The organism is Cohnella sp. OV330 (assembly GCF_900112065.1).
Lineage (GTDB): Bacteria > Bacillota > Bacilli > Paenibacillales > Paenibacillaceae > Cohnella.
The window spans coordinates 39,184-60,029 of record NZ_FOKE01000021.1; the positions used below are offsets into that span (position 1 = coordinate 39,184).

At 58.1% G+C, this 20,846-nt stretch carries 6 protein-coding genes and 2 pseudogenes; all 8 read left to right on the forward strand.

Going from position 1 to position 20,846, the window contains the following annotated elements:
- Positions 1-281: 281 nt before the first annotated feature.
- Positions 282-7,874 (forward strand): SpvB/TcaC N-terminal domain-containing protein, encoded by a 7,593-nt coding sequence (locus BM235_RS30935; RefSeq protein ID WP_090118124.1) that lies wholly within the window; start codon positions 282-284, stop codon positions 7,872-7,874.
- Positions 7,875-7,895: 21 nt separating this feature from the next.
- Positions 7,896-16,589, forward strand: coding sequence for a Tc toxin subunit A-related protein (locus tag BM235_RS30940; protein ID WP_090118125.1), 8,694 nt, complete (start codon positions 7,896-7,898; stop codon positions 16,587-16,589).
- Positions 16,590-16,731: 142 nt separating this feature from the next.
- On the forward strand, positions 16,732-17,040 hold the full coding sequence (locus BM235_RS30945) for a hypothetical protein (protein ID WP_090118126.1): 309 nt from the start codon (positions 16,732-16,734) through the stop codon (positions 17,038-17,040).
- A 130-nt stretch (positions 17,041-17,170) separates the two neighbouring features.
- Entirely contained in the window at positions 17,171-17,452 is a 282-nt protein-coding gene (locus BM235_RS30950; protein WP_199408967.1) for a hypothetical protein, read from the forward strand.
- A gap of 115 nt (positions 17,453-17,567) precedes the next feature.
- Complete coding sequence (locus BM235_RS30955; protein ID WP_255374683.1) at positions 17,568-17,792, forward strand: NIPSNAP family protein; 225 nt, start codon at positions 17,568-17,570, stop codon at positions 17,790-17,792.
- Between the two features lie 196 nt (positions 17,793-17,988).
- A complete protein-coding gene (locus BM235_RS30960; RefSeq protein WP_158544148.1) occupies positions 17,989-18,786 on the forward strand; it encodes a DUF1206 domain-containing protein in 798 nt (265 codons plus the stop codon).
- Between the two features lie 364 nt (positions 18,787-19,150).
- Positions 19,151-19,758, forward strand: a pseudogene (locus tag BM235_RS30970) (aldo/keto reductase); the annotation flags it as partial.
- Positions 19,759-19,964: 206 nt separating this feature from the next.
- A pseudogene (locus BM235_RS32805) lies at positions 19,965-20,213 on the forward strand (CPCC family cysteine-rich protein); the annotation flags it as partial.
- Positions 20,214-20,846 lie beyond the last annotated feature (633 nt).

Here is a 20,846-nt window from a genome sequence, read left to right on the forward strand (position 1 = left end):
GCGTGCAGAAGGCTCCTCCCAGTCGAGTTAGCGTGATTGCTGCACTGACTGCCATGCAGATGAGTGATACGGCAAGACATTCAGTTTACTCAAGCATCCTGCTTAACGCGGGATGCTTTTGTCGTTTTATCGGGAAATATAGCGTTCGCAATTGGGATCAAGTTCCTGGCTGGTCATAAATGTCGTGACAATTCTCGTGACGGCCCGTCACTGGTGCGATACCCTTCGAATCTCTACGATGGAATTGTCGCGACACCATCTATTGGCAAAGGAGGACCGTAATGGAACGCATGCCTATCAACGAACCACCTCGGCATTCGGGTGCCGCGGAGCCGGCGGCCGGCGCGCCGCCGCTCCCGCAAATCGGGCTGCCCAAAGGCGGCGGCGCGATTAAAGGAATCGGCGAAGACGCTACCGTCGGGGCATGGAGCGGCACGGCAACGATGCGCATTCCGCTCGGCGTAACGCCCGGTCGGTCGGGGCTGACGCCGGGCTTGACGCTGCAGTACGATTCCGGAGCCGGCAACGGACCGTTCGGGCTCGGCTGGAAACTGACGGTTCCGTCCGTCTCGCGCAAAACGGAAAACGGCCTGCCGACCTACCGCGACGAATGGCGGAATGCCGAAACGTCCGAACCGGCCGGACAAGCGGATGATTTCGGGCAGCGCGCTTCGGATACGTTTCAGTTGGCCGGCGGGGACGATCTTGTTCCTTACGCGGGGCGGGAGAAACGGCTATCCGGCGAGTATGCCGTTTACCGGTACCGCCCGAGAATCGAAGGCGACTACGCCAAAATCGAGCATTGGGTACACCGGTACAGCGGCGAATCGTATTGGAAAACGGTATCGGGAGCCAATGTGACGAGCCTTTACGGCTTGTCGTCCGCGGGAAGGGTTGCCGATCCCGCCGATCCCCGCCGCGTCTACCAATGGCTGCTGGAGGAAACGGCGGACGACAAAGGCAACATCGTACGGTATGCCTATAAAGCGGAGAATGACGAACAGATCGACTGGCAAGCATCCAATGAGCGAAACCGCAGCCGTTCGGCCGGGCGTTACTTGAAACGGATCGATTACGGAAACCGGGAACCTCATATTCCGGACGGTTGGCTCTTTACGGTCGTTCTGGATTACGGGGAGCATGACGAGGAGGCGCCGACGCCGGATGAAATCCGTTCGTGGTATTGCCGGCGCGACCCGCACTCCACCTATCGTCCGGGCTTTGAGGTTCGAACCGCTAGGCTGTGCCGAAGAATGCTCATGTTCCACCGGTTCGAGGAGCTCGGCGAGCATCCGACGCTCGTCCGTTCCGACGCATTCGCCTACCGTGAAGCCGAGACGCACTCGGTTCTGGTTTCCGTCGTCCGGACGGGATATCTCGCGAGACAGGACGGCACGGCGGCCAGCCGCTCGATGCCGCCGCTCGAATTCGGTTACAGCGAAGCGGTCCCGGACTTTACGGTTCGGACCGTGGATTCGTCGGAAACAAAGATGCCGACCGGGCTGTTCGGGGACAAAGCGCGCTGGACCGATCTTTGGGGCGACGGGGTATCGGGATTGCTGACCGAAGAGGCGGGGGGATGGTACTTTACGCGCAATCTCGGCGGGGGCCGCTTCGAGGAACGTCAGCCTGTTGCGCTGAAGCCTTCGCTTGCCGAATTAGGCGGCGGCTGGCAGCTTGCGGATTTGGCGGGAGACGGCGGGCAGTACGCCGTCCGCTACCGCTTCCCGGTGCCGGGATATCATGAACGGCGAAACGGCGGGGAGTGGGGGCCGTTTACGCCGCTCGAAGCCGTGCCGACGCTGGACTGGAACGATCCGAACCTCCGTTTCCTGGATTTGACCGGCGACGGCAAGCCCGATGTGCTGCTGACGGAGCAGCATGCTTTCACCTGTTACGTATCGTCAGGCAAGCTCGGGTTCGAGCCTGCGCTTTCCAGACCGGCGTGGGACGATGAGGAGCGAGGTCCTACGATCGTCTTCGCCGACGGGACCGAGTCGCTGTTTCTGGCGGACATGAACGGCGACGGGTTAACGGACCTGGTGCGCGTCCGCCGCGGCGAAGTCGCCTACTGGCCGAACATGGGGTATGGCGCGTTCGGACCGAAGATCGTGATGGACGGTTCCCCCGCGTTCGACGGGCCGGATGAATTCGATCCCCGCCGCATCCGATTCTGCGATGTGGACGGATCGGGTCCAGCCGATTTGCTTTATCTCGGAAACGACGCCGTCTCGATCTGGACGAACGGCTCCGGCAACGGCTGGAAAGATCCGGTCATTGCTGCGGGACTGCCGCATCCGGGCGATGACGGCACGGCGGTCGATGTCGTCGATCTGCTAGGTACGGGCACCGTTTGTCTCGTCTGGTCGTCGGCCATGCCGGAGGATGCGGGATCGCCGCTGCGATACATGGATTTGACCGAGGGCGCCAAGCCTCACCTGCTCACGCGGATCGACAACAACATGGGGCAGGAAACGTCGATCCGTTATGCCGCCTCGACCTCCTTCAGTCTGAAGGCCCGAGCGGAAGGAAAACCTTGGGCGACGTCGTTGCCGTTTCCGGTGCATGTTGTAGAACGGATCGACAAAACCGACCAAATCGGCGGCCACAGGCTTACGTCGCGGTACGCCTATCATCACGGCTATTACGACCGGGAGGAGCGGGAGTTCCGCGGCTTCGGGCTCGTCGAGCAGTGGGATACGGACGGGTTCGAACGGCTGTCGGAACCGGGAGGACCGGACCATGTTCAACAGCTTCCGCCTGTTCGCACCCGGACCTGGTTTCACACCGGAGCCTTTCTTGAACGGGAAGCGCTCGAGCGTCAGTACGCGGGCGAGTATTACCGCGATCCCGACCTGCCGGCGGAGCGTCCCGCGTATCTTTCCCGCTCCGTCTTGCCGGAGGGGATCGACGCTGCAGGGCAGCGCGAAGCGGCAAGAGCGCTGAAGGGAGCCGTACTCCGAACGGAAACGTATGCGGACGACGGCACGGCGCGATGCGATATTCCTTATACCGTGACGGAGCGCCGATACGAGGTCAAGCTCTTGCAGCCGCGCTCCGGCGGGAGGCCCGCCGTCTTCCGGCTGGTAGAACGCGAGTCATTGGATGCCGCCTATGAGCGTATCGCAACCGATCCCCGTCTCTCGCACCGTCTGACGCTTCGCACCGATGCGTTCGGCAACGTGCTCCGAAGCGCTGCGGCGGCGTATGGCCGCCGCCGTCCGGATCCGCAGCTGCCTGCGAAGGAGCGCGCGATTCAGGCGGCGACGCGCGTCACGCTGCTTCAGAATACATTCACGAACGAAATCGACAGGGACGATGCCTACCGCATTCCGGCGGCATGGGAATCCCGCAGCTGGGAGCTGCACGGTTATCCCGATCCTTTCGTCATGATATACAGAGGAAACGAACTCGAGGCCGCGTTCGACGCTGCAGAAGTTCCGTTCGAGAGCGAGCCGGACGGGTCGCTGCAGAGAAGGTTGATTGCCGCTTCCGCCGTCCTCTACCGGTGCGACGATCTATCGGGGCCGCTTCCGGAAGGGAAGCTCGAGGCACTCGCTTTACCTTACGAAACTTACAGGCTCTCGATCACGCCGGGAATGCTGGATGCATGGCTGCCGAACGAGATAACCGATGCGGTTCTGGAGAACGACGGCGGCTATGTCCGATACGGCAGCGGCAGCGGCTGGTGGATCCGCTCGGGAAGGCTAGTCTTCGGACCGGAGGCTGAGAAACGGTTTTACCAGGCAGACGGATTTATGGATCTCGCAGGAAACGCTTCGACGGTCGCTTACGACCGTTACTTGCTGATGGCGGCGGAAAGCCGAGATTCGCTCGGCAGCGCGACGCGGGCGGCCATCGACTACCGGGTGATGCAGCCCTATCTTGTGACGGATGCGAACGGCAACCGGTCTTCGGTCGCGTTCGATGCGCTGGGGTTCGTCACGGCAACGGCGGTCGCCGGCAAAATCGGCGAAGCCGTCGGCGATACGCTGGAGGGCTTCGACGCCTCTCCGAACCCGGAGACGGTCATGGCGCTCTTCGAAGAGCCTCAGGAGTCGGGGCCGGCTTTTCTACGAGGGGCGACTACTGCGATGGCATACGACCTGGACCGGTATCGCCGCACGCGGCGGTCGGCCGAGCCGCAGCCGATCGCTGTCTGTACCGTTACTAGAGACCGCCACGACAGCGACGCGGAAGGCGAGCTTGCCGCAATTGCGATGGATCTGTCGTATATAGACGGCTTCGGCCGCATCATTCAAAGCAAGAAAACGGCGCCTCCGGAGGAGGAGGGAGGCCCCGGCCGCTGGTTAAGCTCGGGACTGGTCATTCGCAATAATAAGGGACTACCCTTCAAGCAATTCGAGCCTTTCTTCAGCGGTACGCACCGCTTGGAAATGCTGGCGCAAGGCGTCTGCACGACGGTGCTGTACGACCCGGCAGGCCGTGCAGCCGTGACGCTGCACGCCAACCATTCTTACGAAAAGGTAGTCGTAGAGGCCTGGAAAGAAGAGCGCTGGGATGTGCACGATACGATCCATCCCGCTTTTCGGTACGATCCGAGGCAAGCGTCCGCCTTGCCCGATCCGGCTTTCAATCCGGCAGACGATCCCGACGTCGGGCGCTATTTTCGCACGCTGGACCAAACGGAATACCTGCCCACCTGGTACGGCGTTCGGATGGACCCGGCCAAGGCGCAGCAGCATTGGCCGGACCGCGACCCCGTCACGGGGGCGCCGATCCCGGGGCAAGTAACGGTGAGGGCAGAAGAGTATTGGGCTGCCGAACGCGCGGGCAAGCATGCGGCGACACCGCTCGTCCGACATCTGGACCCGCTCGGGCACGCCTTCCTAAGCATAGCGGACAACGGCAAGGATGCATCTGGAAGCGACCGCCGCTTCGCGTCCTTGACCGAGTACGACATCGGCGGCAAGCCGGTACGGGTGTACGATCCGAAGGGCCGGGCCGTGTCCGTCGTCGAAGCCGACATGACGGGCAGGACGCTGCGCGAGACCGTCATGGACGCCGGAACCAAGACCGCGCTGCCGCATGCGGACGGAAAGCCGCTCTATGCTTGGAACGGAAGGGGCTTCCGTTTCAGACACACGCATGACGCGCTTCGGAGACCGCTCGCCGTATACGCGCGAAGCGACGCCGGGACGGAAATACTTGCCGAGCGTACGGTCTACGGCGAATCGCATCCGGATTCAAAGCTCGGCGAAGACGGGCTGCCCGCAGCCGGCGCACTCAATTTGCGCGGCCGCGTCTGGATGCGCTTCGACGGCGCCGGCATGGTCGACCAGGGTTTCGCGGCGGATGCGGGCTGCGACTTTAAAGGCAATCCGCTGGCTTCCGCGATGCGGCTGTCGCGGGATTATAAATCCGATCCGGACTGGAGCCGGATCGAGCCGGCGCTCGCCGCGACGGAGCGGGCGGAAGAGCCGGACGACCCGCTGGCTGCGCTGCTCGACGAGATGCTCGAGCCGGACGTCTTCGTTACCCGTACGCGCTATGACGCGCTGAACCGGCCGATTCGCCTCGACTCGCCTGACGGAAGCGTCACCATTCCGTCTTACGATTCGCTCGGACTTCTGGCCCGGTTGTCGGTCCGACCGATCGGTGACGGCTCGCTGGAGACGGTTTATGTCGACTCGCTCGTCCATAACGCGAAGGGGCAGCGGGAGCGGATTACGTACGGCAACGGCGTCAGCTCGACGATCTGGTACGAGAAGGATACGCTACGCCCTTCGCGCGTGACGACGCTTCGGTCATCCGAGGCGCTCCAGAATTTCAGATACGTCTACGATGCCGTCGGCAACGTCAATCTGATTCACGACGATGCGCAGCAAACGATTTACTTCAATAACCAGCCGGCTTCGCCCGGCTGTCATTATAATTACGATGCGCTTTACAGGCTCACGGATGCGAAGGCCCGGGAGCATATCGGCCAGGCGGACCGGCCGGCGTACAACTGGGACGATGCGCCCCGTTCGGGGCTGCCTCATCCCGGCGACGGAGCGGCCATGCGGGATTACCACGAAATCTACGTCTACGACGAAGCAGGCAATATGACGCAGCTGATTCATCAAGCGGGATCCGGTTCTTGGCAGCGTAAGTTTAACTACGAAGAAAGCGGCAACCGGTTGACCGGCTGCACGATCGGCAGCCTGACGGAAACGTACGGCTATGACGAGCACGGCAGCATGACGTCGATGCCGCATCTGGGCGCCATGTTATGGGATGCGCGCGACAAGCTGCGGAAAGTCGATCTTGGAGGAGGCGGAACAGCCTGGTACGTATACGATTCCTCGGGCCGCCGCATACGGAAAGTGATCGAGCGGCTGAACGGCACCCGTCAGAAGGAGAGGCTGTATGCCGGAACGGTCGAAGTGTACCGGGAATACGGCGGGGACGGGCAGGAAGTCAAGCTGGAGCGTTGCACGCTACACATTTCCGACGATAAGGAGCGAATCGCCTCCGTGGATACCCGCACGAAGGGCGAGGACGGCTCGCCGGCTCGAACCGTCCGCTATGCGATGAGCTCGAGGCTTCAATCCTGCGCCCTGGAGCTTGACGAAGCGGGCCGGATCATCAGCTATGAGGAGTACTCGCCTTACGGCAGCACGACCTACCAGGCCGTAAGCCGAGCGGAAGCCCCGCGCAAACGGTACCGGTACACGGGCAAGGAGAGGGACGAGGAGACGGGCTTCTACGATCATGGCGCCCGCTACTATGCGCCTTGGCTATGCCGATGGACGGCGGCGGATCCGATCGGGATCGGCGACGGTCCGAACGTCTATGCGTATGCCGGCTGTAACCCGGTCGCCATGAGCGACCCGTCCGGGATGGCCGGCGAAACGGAGGACGATCCTCCCGTCAAGGCCTACGATATACCGGAGGTGTCCGGAACGGACACGTCGATGTATGCGGAGCAGGGCTCCATCTCGGCAGCCTATGACCAGGCGGCTGCCAGTGCGGGAAATCCGGCCAATTCGGCGGGAGAACGGATCGTGAGCGGCGTGCTCATTCTAGCGGCGGCGCCGCTCGCGCTGGCCGAAGAAGCCGGGCGAAGCATCGTAAACACGCCGCACTACATCTACAACGCGGGCAAGAGCTTAGGCGAATGGTCCGCCCGCGCCTACATGATGCGCCAAGCCGGCGATACGGACGAGGCGGTCGTATCCGCCTTGCATGCGGTCACGTACGGCGCGGAGGGATTCATTCTGATCGGCACGGTGCTGGAGCCGATGAAGGCGGAGATCGGAGAGGTCGCAGCGGCTGCGGGCAATGCGGTGAAATCAGGCGTGGAATCGGCGGCAAACGCGGTGGTTCGAACGTCGAAGTCGGTGGGCAGCACGGTCAAAGCCCAAGTCGCGCAATGGGGACAGCAGCTGAAAAGCGCTTTGCAGCGTACGCCTAAGCCGACTTTCGCGCCTACTTATAAAACCGTTCCGAATGGCTCTCTTGGACCGGCCAACGGACTGACATGGCCGAACCTGAGTTTAACGAAGGGACCCATGCGTTTGCAAACCCCAGTGTTCAACCCTTCTGTGGAAGTCGTACAAAATCCGGTCAATTCCACGTTCCAAGGGGTGGTGGACCATGAACTGAAGCATTTCAGCGATATGGTGAAACACCCGCAGTTCAGCTATCTCGCTACGGTCGATCCGACGGGGTGGGAACGGATCATTCCCGGACGCGGCATTGCGACTTACATCATGGAATCACGCGGTTATTTCGCAGAACTCGGTTGGCGGGGTCTGAATCCCAATATCGTGAAGAACTCAATGGATGGTCGAATGGGATACCTCGCATACGACGCCGCATTTCTTGCGGGACTTTGGCTGGTCACCTACGGCTGGAATTTTTTCTAATCGCACAAGGGAGGAATCGAGTTGAAATCCGTTATGCATGAAAACAAGGAGGCGCCGCCGGTCGGCACCCGCCGCATCGCCGGTCAAATCCGCTACGCGGACGGACGGAGCGCCGACGGCGCCGTCGTCGCAGCCTTCGCGAAAACGTTCCGGACGGAAACGTATCTCGGGGAGGACACGACCGACCGGGACGGGTGTTATGAAATTCGCTACCAAGCGGATTCGGATACCGTGCAGCCGGAGACGCTGAACGTCCTGATCCGGGTCCGAAATCGCGACGGCCGCGCCGTTGCGGAGTCGCCCGTCTACTATCAGGCCGGAGAAGAGGAAACGATCGACCTTGCCGCCGACTTGCTCGGCGAGCTCGGCTTCCGGTCGGAGTTCGACCGACTGGATGCGGCGCTCGCGCCGCTGCTCGGCGATTCGGCCGGCGAGGAACTGTCCGATGACGAGTTGCAGCTGCTGGCCATCGATGCGGATGTACCGCTCCTCCGCGTAAAGGCATATGCACAAACGCTGGCAGCCGCGAAGCAGAGCGGTCTCGCGCCGGCGCCGCTATATGCTTTTCTCCGGAAGGATGCCGCAATTACGGTTAGCGCCCTTGCCGCCATTCCGTCCCGCGTCTTGCAGGCGGAGCTCGAAGAAGCGGCTTGGGAAGGCATCATCGGCCGGGAGGATGCCGAGCGGACGGACGATTTCGTCGAGTCGCTGCACGGCCGCCTGCTGGAAGAGCTTGCTCCTGTTCCTGGTCAGAGGAAACAGGAGGACAGAGCCGCATTCGGAACGCTGCTCGATACGCTGCCGCTTGCGGAAGAAGACCGCAAAGGGGTAGCCCGACTATTCCTGCAGCATGGCGAAGGCGAGGAATCGTTCTGGAAGAAGCTGAGCGAACAGGACGGGTGGCGGGAAAAGAAGGCGGTGGAGAAGTTGCCGCTCGCCTACAAGCTTGCCGATTTGACGGGAGGCAAACTGACGCTGGTTCAGGCGCTTCTGGAGCGTCTGGACGATTCGGACCCGCAATCGGCCCTGCGCAAGCTGGCCGAATGGCCGGTCGCAGCGTGGACGGAGCTGCTCGAGCAAGCCGGCGAACCTGCGGACAGCCTGCGGCAGACCGCCGCCGAGATCATGCGCGTGCTGGAGCATGCGATGCCGACGGCGTTCGCAGCAGGCAGACTCGTTTCCGGGGACGATCCGCTGAAGCGGAGAATGGGCGGCTACCTGCAGGAGCGTTCCGATTTCAATCTGCTCACATCCCGCATCGGTTCGGTCCCGGACGGAGAAGGGCTGCTGAAGGAAGAGGATCGGGACGGTGAAGACCTGGAGCTCGCAGAAGGACTTCGCAAGCTGCAGCGGGTCTATCGGCTAGCGGGAAGCTTCGACGCGGCGGACGCCATGCTGCAGGAAGGCGTACATTCCGCTTACGGCGCGGCACAGATGGGTAAGAGCGCCTTCGTGGAGCGGTTTGCCGAGGCGCTGGGCGGCGAACGGCCCGCCTCCGTCGTCTACGACAAAGCGTCGCAGGTGACCACAACCGCGCTCATGCTGGTCGCCCGCTATCGCGAGGAAGCCGAAGCGGCCTCGTTCCCGGCCGCGCTTGCGGGCGATATTTCCGCCCTGGCCGGTACCGGCACCGTGCTGCCGACTTGGAACGACCTGTTCGGTTCGAACGCCTTGTGCGATTGCGAGCACTGCCGGTCGGTTTACGGTCCGGCGGCCTATTTGGCGGATTTGCTCCATTTTCTGTCCAAGCGCCCGTCCGGAACGGCGGGCAAGAACGCCCTGGCGGTTCTGCTCGAACGGCGTCCCGATCTTGGCCGCATCTTGCTTTCCTGCGCGAATACGAACGTCACGCTTCCGTATGCGGATCTCGTAAACGAACTTCTGGAGAACCAAGTTTCCCCTGCGACGGCGGACGTAGCGGAGGAAACGTCGGGAACGGGCGAGGAGCGCGCGGCCGAACCGGAATACATGAATGCCGGCGCATACGACAAGCTCTCGCAAGCGCTCTATCCCTGGTCATTGCCGTATGACTTGGCGCTCGATCAGACGCGGGCTTATATGAACCATCTTCGGCTGTCGCGCCGCGAGCTGATGGAGGCTTGGCGGAGAGGCGGCAATCCCGAAGATCCCTACGCGCAAGCCGTCGCGGCGGAAGCGCTCGGCCTGACCGACTTCGAGAGGCGGATCGTTACCGGATCGCTCGGCGAGCCTCCTTTTTCGGGCGATTACGATCCGTGGAAATTCTGGGGACTGTCGGAGAACGTCGTCGTGGACGAGAACTGGGATGTCTATTTGAGCCGGGTGCCGAACTTTACGCGAATCTCGGGTTTTACGACGGACGAAGTCAAAGCGCTACTGTCGGCTCGCTGCATCAATCCCGACAGTTCCCTGCGTCTCGAATCCGCCCAGCCGGATTCGACGGGCGAAGCAACCGTCATCGTCAATTTGACGGAAGCCGCACTCGACCGGATCCATCGGTTTGCAAGACTGAGGCTCAGGCTCGGTTGGACGATTACCGAACTCGACAAGGCGATGACGGCGCTTGGAGCGACAGAGCTCGATGGACCGTTTCTTGTCAAGCTTGACGTGCTGTCCCGGCTTCGCCGATCGGTAAAGCTCGACTACCCGCTCTTGCTCGGCTGGTGGACGAAGCTGGATACGCATCCGTGGCCCGGCGAAGCGAAATCGGCCTATGAGCGGCTGTTCTTGAACGATGCAGCCGGCAGCCCGGACATCTTCCGGCTGCGCGAGCCTGACAGAGGCGAGTTGGCCGATGCGACGGCCCTGCTGGACGATCACTTGTCGGCCGTCTCGGCGGCGATCGGCGTCGGTACCGAGGAATTGCAGCGTTTCGCACATCTGTTTCTTCCGGACAATAAGCTCAATCTTGAGCATTTGTCGGCGCTCTGCCGCTATGTATCGCTCGCCAAGACGCTCGGTCTGACGGCTGCGGAGCTCCATACGTATGCCCGTATTTCGCTCTTTCCACCGTTCGGAGGCGAAGATAACGCGCTGAAGACGGAGTGGTTCATGGCGACGGTCCGGGAGATGAAGGCAACCGGCGTTAGCGCCGCGGAGTGGGCGTATTTGCTGCTCGGCTTTGAGGACGGTCCCGCGTCGGGAGCGATCCCCTCGTATCGTACGGGGATCTGGCTTAGCAATCTGAGAGCCGCGTTCCGAACGGTCGCTTCCGACTATGCGGCGCCGCCGGTTCCCGACGGCGAATGGACGATGCGTATGCTTTCTCTCGTATACCCCGCCTCCGTCGCCGGCCCGATGTACAATGTGATCGAGAGCGGAGAGCCCGTGACGGAATCGCAGCGGACGCAGATCGTCGTGCCTTATTTCGGCAGATTCGTCAATCCCGACGAGCTCGTCGAATTTTTCGGACAGCACCGGGAATCCGAAATGCGCTTCGGCTATTTGGCCGGTTATCTGTCCAAGCTGCTTGTCGATGAAGAACGGAGACGCGTGCTTCGCGAACGGCTGGCGGAGGAGCTGCGGATCGACGAAGCGACGTCGCGGGAGCTCATCGGAACGGTGAGGGACAGCTTCGGGCAGGGACGGCCGCTGTATGATATTCTGACCGACCCGATCTTCACGGACAGCGACGATTATGTGCTTGAGGAAAAGTACGCTCCGCAATTTGACGCCGTACTGCTCGCACGAAAAATTGCGCGATTCGCGCAGCTCTGGTCCTTAAGCGCAGATGAGCTCCGATTCGTACTGACAAGTACGAACCAGACCTATTGGCCAGAGCTGCAGCGTCTTCCTCTCCATGCGGTCGAGAATCCGCCGGTCTATGCCGAGCAGCTGCTGAAGATGCACCGCGTGTTGGCGTGGCGCACCCGCCTCTCTGGCAAACCCGGCGACCTGGTGCGGCTGCTCGGCATGATGGGAGGAGGAGAAACCGGCGGCGTACCGGCGTCCATTCAGGCGGACATTGCCGCGCTGACAGGCTGGTCGACCGCGTTTATCTCGTATGCTTCCGGACCCGAAGGGCTGGGCTTGGTCTATCCGTACGAATTCCAGACCGGCGAGGCGCTGCTGCAGCTGGATCGGCTGGATGCCGTCCTTCGCAAGCTCGGCGTACCGGTCGAGACGGCTCGAAGCTGGACCCTTGCGGAAGCGGATTGGCCTATGGCGCAGTCGGTGAAGGAAGCGGTAAAGTCGCGCTACGACCGGTCTCAATGGCTTTCTGTTGCAAAGGAGATTCACGATCCGCTGCGTGAACGCCGGCGCGATGCGCTTGTGTCCTGGCTCCTTGTCAACATGCCTGGCATAGACGATGCGGACGATCTGTATGCCCGCTTCCTTCTCGATGTGGAAATGAGCGCCGTGCCCCTTACTTCCCGGATCAAGCTCGCAATTTCGTCGGTACAGCTGTTTGTACAGCGCTCTCTAATGAATCTGGAGACGGGCGTCGTGTTCAACGCCGATGCGGCGAAGGAATGGCAGGCGCTTGCCGGCTACCGGACCTGGGAGGCGAATCGCAAGCTGTTTCTGTACCCGGAGAATTGGCTGGAGCCCGACCTGCGGGACGACAAATCGCCGTTCTTCCGCGAGATGGAGCAGGAATTTCTACAAGGCGAGGCTACGCCCGAGACGGCGGAAACTGCCTTCCTCGGCTATCTCAACAAGCTCGAGAGCGTATCGCTGCTCGATATCTGCGGCATGCACGTGCAGAACGAGGATCGCGGCGACGGCACGATGATCGATGTCGTCCACGTCATCGGGCGAACGCAGAATTCGCCGTACCTGTATTTTTATCGAAAGTATATCGACGCGTCGTACTGGACGCCCTGGGAGAAAATCGACGTCGACATCGAAGGCAACCAGCTGTTTCCCTTCGTGCATAACGGAAGGCTGATACTGTTCTGGCCGATCTACAAGGATGTGGCGAAATCGAACGGCGGCTCGTCTAGCGGCGTGCCTACGGAGACGGTACTGCAAGTGGGTATCGCATGGTCGGAGTATCGCAACGGCAAATGGTCGGGCAAAACCGTGGCGGAGAAAGCCGTGAAAATCGACTTTTTCTCGCCGTATCTGCCGCTGAATAAAGAGCAATTGTTCTTCCTTCCGAATTACGATTCGAACGGTGGCGCCCTGACCGTGAACTGCTGTATTTTCAGTCCGCTTCAGGAGCCAGACGGCTATTCGGGGTTATATTGGACACTGTTCAAATTTATTCTGAACGGATCGAACGGGAAGGTAGAGACGCAGCAGATTTATTCACAGAGCACCCCGACCCTTCCGCCGATGTTCGGCTTACCGAAAAAAGCGAATCTGGTCGATTCGCGCGTTGTCAGCCGGGATCATTCGGTTCCGCTTCGCCTGCCGTCTCTTGAATACGGCTACGGCGGGGTCGGCCAGAGGCAGAACGATACGTTTGCAAGAACGCCCAGGCCTTACCGAATCATGTTTCCCTACACCTATTTCGGCTTTCTCGCGAATTATCCGTTTATTTACCAGGACGGATCCCGGTCGTATTTCGGCTTTGCCAAGCCGTCGACCATGCTGTCGTTCAATCTCTTGTCCGGGGACGGCGACAGGCTTGCTCGAATGGGGCTGCAGCCGGACGCGGGCAGCACGGACGCCGTACAGGGCATCTACATCGGGGGAACCGGCCTGTTCGATACGTTTAAGCTCGGCTTCGCGCCGTTCTATCATCCCTACGCGTCGCAATTCATTCAGCGGCTGAACAAAGGCGGGATCGAACTTCTGTTGAAGCCGGATTCACAGGGGCTGAGCCGGAACGACTTCGGCTCGGAATACGGACCGCAGCCTTTCGTCGCAGGTCCATACCCGGTCGATAATGTAGATTTCTCCTTTGCCGGCTCCTATGCGGGCTACAATTGGGAATTGTTCTTCCATGCTCCGCTCATCATTGCGGACCGGTTGTCCAAAAACCGCCAGTTCGAGCAGGCGCAGAAGTGGTTCCATTACATTTTCAACCCGACGGACGGCTCGCAGGGCCCGTCGCCCAACCGCTTCTGGAAACTTCGGCCGTTCTACGACAAGGCGATTGATCCGCCGATCGCGGAACTGATGGAGCTGCTGCAATACAATGGAACGGACCCGGCGACGCTCGCGAGGAAGGATGAGTTCCGCAATCAGATCGCCTTCTGGCGCAAATATCCGTTCAATCCGCATGCGATTGCCCGCACGCGGCTTGCAGCCTATCAGAAAATGGTGTTCACGAAGTATCTCGACAACTTGATCGCATGGGCGGACGACCTGTTCCGGCAGGATACGATGGAAGCGATCAACGAAGCCGCCCAGCTATACGTGCTGGCGGGCGAGCTGCTCGGCAAGCGCCCGGCCGGAAGCGGTCCGGCAGAAGGTGCGGCAGCAGCGAAATCGTACAATGAGCTGGCGCCGCTGCTGGACGATTTCTCCAATGCGCTCACCCAATTGGAGAACGAAATGCCGTATCTGGAATCCGCGGATCCGGGAGATCCGGCCGCAGCCGCGCTGTTGTCCACGGGGACGGCGCTCTACTTCGGCATCCCGCAGAACGAACGGCTGTTCACCTATTGGGATACGGTAGCCGATCGGTTGTATAAGATCCGGCACGGCATGAGCATCGACGGCGTCGCGCGCCCGCTCGAATTGTTCGAGCCGGCGATCGATCCGGGGCTGCTCGCCCGCGCCGCCGCGGCCGGCATCGATCTCGGCGCATCCGTCCGATCGAACGCGCCGCTCGCGCCTTATCGGTACGGCGTCATGGCGCAGAAGGCTGTCGAGCTCTGCGGCGAAGTGCGGTCGTTCGGCGCGGCGCTATTGTCGGCGATGGAGAAGCGCGACGCGGAATCGCTCGCCCTGCTTCGCTCCGACCAGGAGATTCGGCTCGTCGGCGCCATGCGCGGCCTGAAGGAGCAGGCGATCGAGGAGGCGCGGACGGCGATCGACGGCTTGCGGAAGAATCGGGAGCTTATCGAGATCAGACTTCGCTATTACGAGAATCTGACGTATATGAACGCTTACGAAGAGGAGCAGCTGTACCGGCTATCCTCGGCGAACGACCTCTCGCAGAAAATGGCCGAATACGAAATCGCGGCACAGATCGCCTCGCAAATTCCGGACTTCACGCTCGGCTCGTCCGGCATGGCGAGTCCTGTCGTGACGTATCAATTCGGCGGCAGCAACATTTCGCGCGGGCTGTCCACCTTCGCGCGGTTCCTCGGGTACTTGTCGGCGGAGGACAGCTATCAGGCGCAGCGCAACGGCATCCTGGCCGGATACGACCGGCGCAGCGACGAGTGGAAGCTGCAAATGGCCGCGGCGGGCAAAGAGCTCGAACAGATCGATGCGCAAATCGCCGCTGGCGAGATTCGGCTCGCGATGGCGGAGCGGGAGCTGCAGCAGCATGAGCTTCAGATGGGCAATCTGCGCGAGGCCGACCGTTTCATGCGGGAGAAGTATACGAACCTCGAGCTGTATGAGTGGATGACGGCGCAGACGTCGGGCTTGTATTTCCAAAGTTACCGGCTTGCTTACGAAGCGGCGAAGCGGGTCGAGCGTTCGTTCCAGTTCGAGCTCGGTACCGATGCGGCCTATGTGACGAGCGGCCATTGGGACAGCCTGAAGAAAGGGCTGCTGGCGGGTGAACGGCTGCAAGGCGAGTTGAAGCGGATGGAAGCGGCCTATTATGAGCAGAACAAGCGAAGCTTGGAGGTAACGAAGCATGTGTCGCTCGCTTTGCTGGACCCGCTGGCGCTGGCCATGCTCAAGGAGTCGGGGGCTTGCTTCATCGAGCTGCCGGAGGCGTTGTTCGACCTGGATTATCCGGGGCACTATCACCGGAGAATCAAATCCGTCAGCCTATCGATCCCGTGCGTAACCGGTCCGTTCGCAGGCGTGAACGGCACGCTGACGCTGCTGCGAAGCTCCATTCGGGTGAACGACGCGCTCCATATGGGCGCATACGTTCGGGCCGAAGGAGACGATGCCCGCTTCACCGATCAATTCGGCATTAATCAGTCGATCGTCACCAGCTCGGCGCAGCATGACGCAGGCATGTTCGATTTCAGTCTCCGGGACGAACGGTACCTCCCATTCGAAGGCGCGGGCGCCGTCAGCCGCTGGCGCATCGAGCTCCCGGCGGAGACCAACGGCTTCGATATCCGAACCGTATCCGACGTGATCCTGCATGTCATGTATTCGGCGAAGTCGTCCGGCGGCATTTTCCGGAACGCCGTCATGGACGAGGTCGTCCGCAAGGCGCCGCAGACCGGCATGATGTTTGCGATATCGGCGAGAAACCGCTTCTCGGCCGAATGGCACCGGTTCCTGCACCCGGCGGATAACGCGGACGGTCAGACGCTGTCGATCCCGCTGACGTCGCTCGACGTGCCTTTCCGCCACCGCAGCGGTAATCCTGCGATCGTGAAAGCCGATGTTTTCCTGCGCGTGAAGGATGCCGGCGCTTACGGACAAGGACAGCCGCTCAAGCTCGCGCTTAAAGCGCCGAACGACGAGACGGCCGTACTGACGCTGTCCGCGGACGTGGCTTTCGGCGACACGCCGCATACGTCGGCTGAATTCGAACCGGTCGGCGTTGGCACGTGGACGCTTCATGCGGAAGAAGCCGACATCGCGCTGCTGCCGGAGGCTTTCGTCCAAACGGTGACGGCAGGCGGCACCACGCATGTCCGATTGAAGGCCGACATGATCGAGGACCTGGCGATCGTATGGCGCTACACGACCGAATGAGCGAAGTAACGGAACATTAACCGAACGGCCATCCTCGAGGGCAGTCATCCGCCCAAGGGGGTGGCCGTTTTTTATCGATTTCTTGGCGCCGCAATGGTAAAATAAGGGGCGGTTACGCATCGTAGAGTAAGGGTGATACTCATTGACTAATAAAAGCTCTCATAATTGCAATCTAAATATTAGATATTACTTACCTGAAGAAGAATGGAATAAAATTTCTAATATATATAAAAGTATGCCTGGATGGATCGGGTATAAAAATGGCGTTCCATATTGGTATGGACAAGAAGATGACGATATTTATATTACGGCTTCAGTCGAACCAAGTGGATTATCATTTTATGCACAGTTGAATAAGAGCGAATGGAATTCTTGGATAGAAAGGTTTAAATCGGCGGCGACAAAGGTATTAGGCTTTGATGTTGGCGAACCCGAGGATGGATTTTTGTGAATTGGGAGAGGAATGAAATTTATATAACGCGGGAGGAGATTAGCGTTTATGAAAAATCGATTAGAAGAAGACATCATTTCAACAGCTGAGAGCTTTAGACGATATTCTCGAAGAGTTACGTAATTATAAATTGGATAAAGACGCAATGGATTCTGTTTCGTCTATGGCTGGAAGTTACATCTTTGAAGTGGCAAGAAGGAATTATGGAGGCCAGTACTTTTGGGTACAAGATAGAGACCAACCTGTCTTAGTTACCGGTAAGGCTGAATATTCAATTTCTATATTTGCGTTCGTTAAAGTTAAAGGCAGAATTCAGAACGGCAAAGAAGATGAGATTCCATATTATTTTGACGGCTATATTGAGGCAGTTAATAAAGGTAAGAAAACCGGATATAGTGCTACAATAGTTTGAGATCATAGAGTATGACACATAGAGGTAAGGGAGAGGTATCCCTTACCTCTGTGTTTTTTAAGAGGCAAGTATGATGGTCCAGTCGCAATAGATGTGTGCTGGATTACCAATCAGTATGAAGGTCGTGAATTTCTGGATAGATGCGACAGGCCAAAATAAACTATATTATGTGATGGAATTTAAGGATATGGCGCAGCGTCAAAGGCTATGGGAGCAGTTTAAGAATGACATCGAATGGATTCAAGTAAAACGCAACTCGGAAGATAACGGAGGGCTCATAATCGAAAAAATGGATGATTATTTTATGAGTCAAGCTGATTTTTTCAGATCGGGAAATTGAACTCGCTAAAGCAGGTAATGTTTTACTGGTTTGACCGTGTGGGTAATGAGGGTTCGACGCATAAGCAGAGGGGAGGGAAGGCGAAGGCTAAACTCTTCGCCGAATGATGAGCGGCCTTAGAACAGAAAAATACGAGCAGAATATGCATATAAATGATTCGACTAGAACGAAATCACGAAAGGCGCTTCACGAAGCGGTGCCTGCGATCGATAAGTTCGCCAGAGCGGGCTATTTGGCAAAAGGGACTGTTTATATCATGATCGGGGCATTGGCAATGATGACCGCGATCGGGCATCGAAAGGAAACGACGGATACGAAGGGCGCAATCGAGACGATCGGCGCGCAGCCGTTAGGCGGCATTCTGCTGCTCATTCTTGCCGTCGGACTGGCTGGATTCTCGACGTGGCGGTTAGTACAAGCCTTCGCGGATCCGGACGGCGAGGGAGGGGACGGAAAAGGAATCCTAGTACGCGCCTCTCGATTTTGCGGGGGAATCTTCTATGCGGTAATCACCTATCATGCAGCGAAAACGATCTTGGGCGCCCGGCCGTCTTCGGACAACAGCGAACAAGCGTTGACAGCCGTACTTCTGCAGCAGCCGCTTGGTGCTTCGTTAATTGCTGCAGCCGGACTCGGCTTCGCGATATACGGGATTATTGAGTTCGTCAAAGCGATACGCAACTCCTTCACGAATTCATTCAAATTGAATGAAATAAAACCTGCTATGTATCGATATCTTGTGGCTACGGCGAAGTTCGGTCTGTGTGCCAGAGGAGTCGTATTCGGCCTGATCGGTTATTTTCTCGTACGCACCGCCGTCTTCTCCGATCCTGAAGAAACGAAAGGCTTGGACGACGCGCTCGCCGAGCTCGCGCTGCAGCCGCACGGCCGCTGGTTGCTCGGCGCAGCGGCGCTCGGGTTCGTAGCGTATGGGCTCTATATGTTCGGATTGGCTCGATACCGGAAGACGATCGGCAAGAAGCGCGAACGATGAATTGATTATAAAAAAACGTGATCGGCGGACCGAACAACGGAGTATTCGAATTTATCAGGCAATGGGATTAGGACGTGCTTTTTATGCTCATCATTTTTTTAATTGGTTTTATCATGATAACTGTGATACTCATTTTGATCTTGCATAAGTTGATTGAGAAGTTTCTGAAACCCCGCCAACTGTATAATTGGATTCTTTCAGGTGTGATCGCATCCATTGTTATGTATCTTTGGATGACAAGCTCGTTGAAGAATTTGCTAACACCTATGCCATGAGACGGCAAGAGAATGAACACGGCGGTAGCTGGCCATCTGATCGGCTGCCATAAAAAGTCGCGATAGTCGCGGCTTTTTTGTTTTATGGGAACGAAGAGTTGCTTGGAAAGGCAATCCAGGGACGTCGAGAGCAAGCTGTTATTGCGACCAAGCTCTCATACACCCCCAATTACGAGAGCCTCAGCGGCCATCCCGATTACATTAACAGGGCAGTTGAGGATAGCCTCCGTCGCTTGAAGACAGATTACATCGATCTGTATTACCAGCACCGAGTCGATCCTCAAATTCCGATCGAAGAGACTGTCGGGGCAATGGCCGACCTGATCAAAGCGGGCAAAGTTCGGGCTCTCGGTCTTCCGAAGCTTCTGCTTTCACCATTCGCCGGGCCCATGCCGTGCATCCCATTTCCGCGCCGGAGAGCGAATACTCGTTATGGAGCCGTGACATCGAAGATGAGATTCTTCCTGCTGCAAAAGAGTTAGGGATCACTCATGTTGCATACAGTCCGCTCAGCAGAGGATTTATCTCCGGCGAACTTCGTACGTTCGATGATTTGGCGGCCGACGATCTTCGCAGATGGATGCCTCGGTTCCAGGGGGAGAACTTCCACACAAACGTAGAGATCGTCGATAAAATCAAGGAGATCGCGATAGAGAAAAACTGTTCACCGTCTCAGTCGGCCTTCGCCTGGACGATCGACGTGGATGTCGGAAGTCAAAAACATTGTCCCATTCAAGCCGCAATAGTCGCGGCTTTTTCGTTTTATGAGATCAAGTTCTTGTCATTGACCGATGTCAAGAACTTGATCCAATGTAAAATAAGGCTAAGCTAACTGGCAGTATAGTGCAATAGGCGGTTAAGTGACTTATGATAAATAAAAACTCAATTGAGGTGTAAAGTGGAATGCATACATGCCCATGTTGCGGATATAAAACATTAGTTAGTGACGGGGAATATGACATTTGCACGGTTTGTTTTTGGGAAGATGACCCCTATCAAAAGTTACATGAATATGATTTAGGTGCAAATAAAATACCTTTGATAGAGGCACAAAGGAATTATATTCGTCATGGTGCTTGCGAGGAAGATGCAATTCAATATATTAGAAAACCAAGTGAGCAAGACAAAAGAGATCCTGATTGGAAGCCGATTAACGACAGCCTGTATGAATTCAGGTTAGCTTGTCGTAAGTTTATTGACGGCACTTATAGTATTTCTGAATTACAACATACCTTATCTTGGATCGCAGTACCTGATGAAATCTTTGTAGACATAAAACAAACTGATAATGATTTAGAAATGATTAGATTTTATTCTGCTGAATACAAACAGCAAGATGAAGCATTAGCTGTGATCAATGCATTGCTTAAAAAAATGAATATTACCATTGAAGTTTAATCTAAAGGATAAGTGGTAGAGAAAGCTTTTGAAATTGGTCGTTTACGCTCCCTCGGTAAAATGTAGTTTTCTCACGAATGCTCGCTTATTCGCAGGATCTCTCCCATGGATAAATCGCTATCCGGATAGAAGGGGCTTTGTACCGTCAAATTCGGCAACCGAAGCGTATGCGGGAACAGAAGGGGCGAGGTTTCGCTCCTCTTTTTACTGCTCTGCTGCACGCTGCTCCACATGACCTCCGGAGGCTTTCACTCCCATTTCTCGACGGGTCGATGCCCTTTCATTCCTTCGTTACGCCTATCCGGTGGGTGGAGGCCGGTTATCCTAACGGTACGGGTCTGTGCCCTTTTGCGTAATGCAATCCGGTACTCCGTGCAATCTTGAGAT

Bases quoted from the DNA above. Each gene is read 5' to 3' on its own strand.
- BM235_RS30935 (WP_090118124.1), top strand. From the start codon at position 282: ATGGAACGCATGCCTATCAACGAACCACCTCGGCATTCGGGTGCCGCG.
- BM235_RS30955 (WP_255374683.1), top strand. From the start codon at position 17,568: ATGAAGGTCGTGAATTTCTGGATAGATGCGACAGGCCAAAATAAACTA.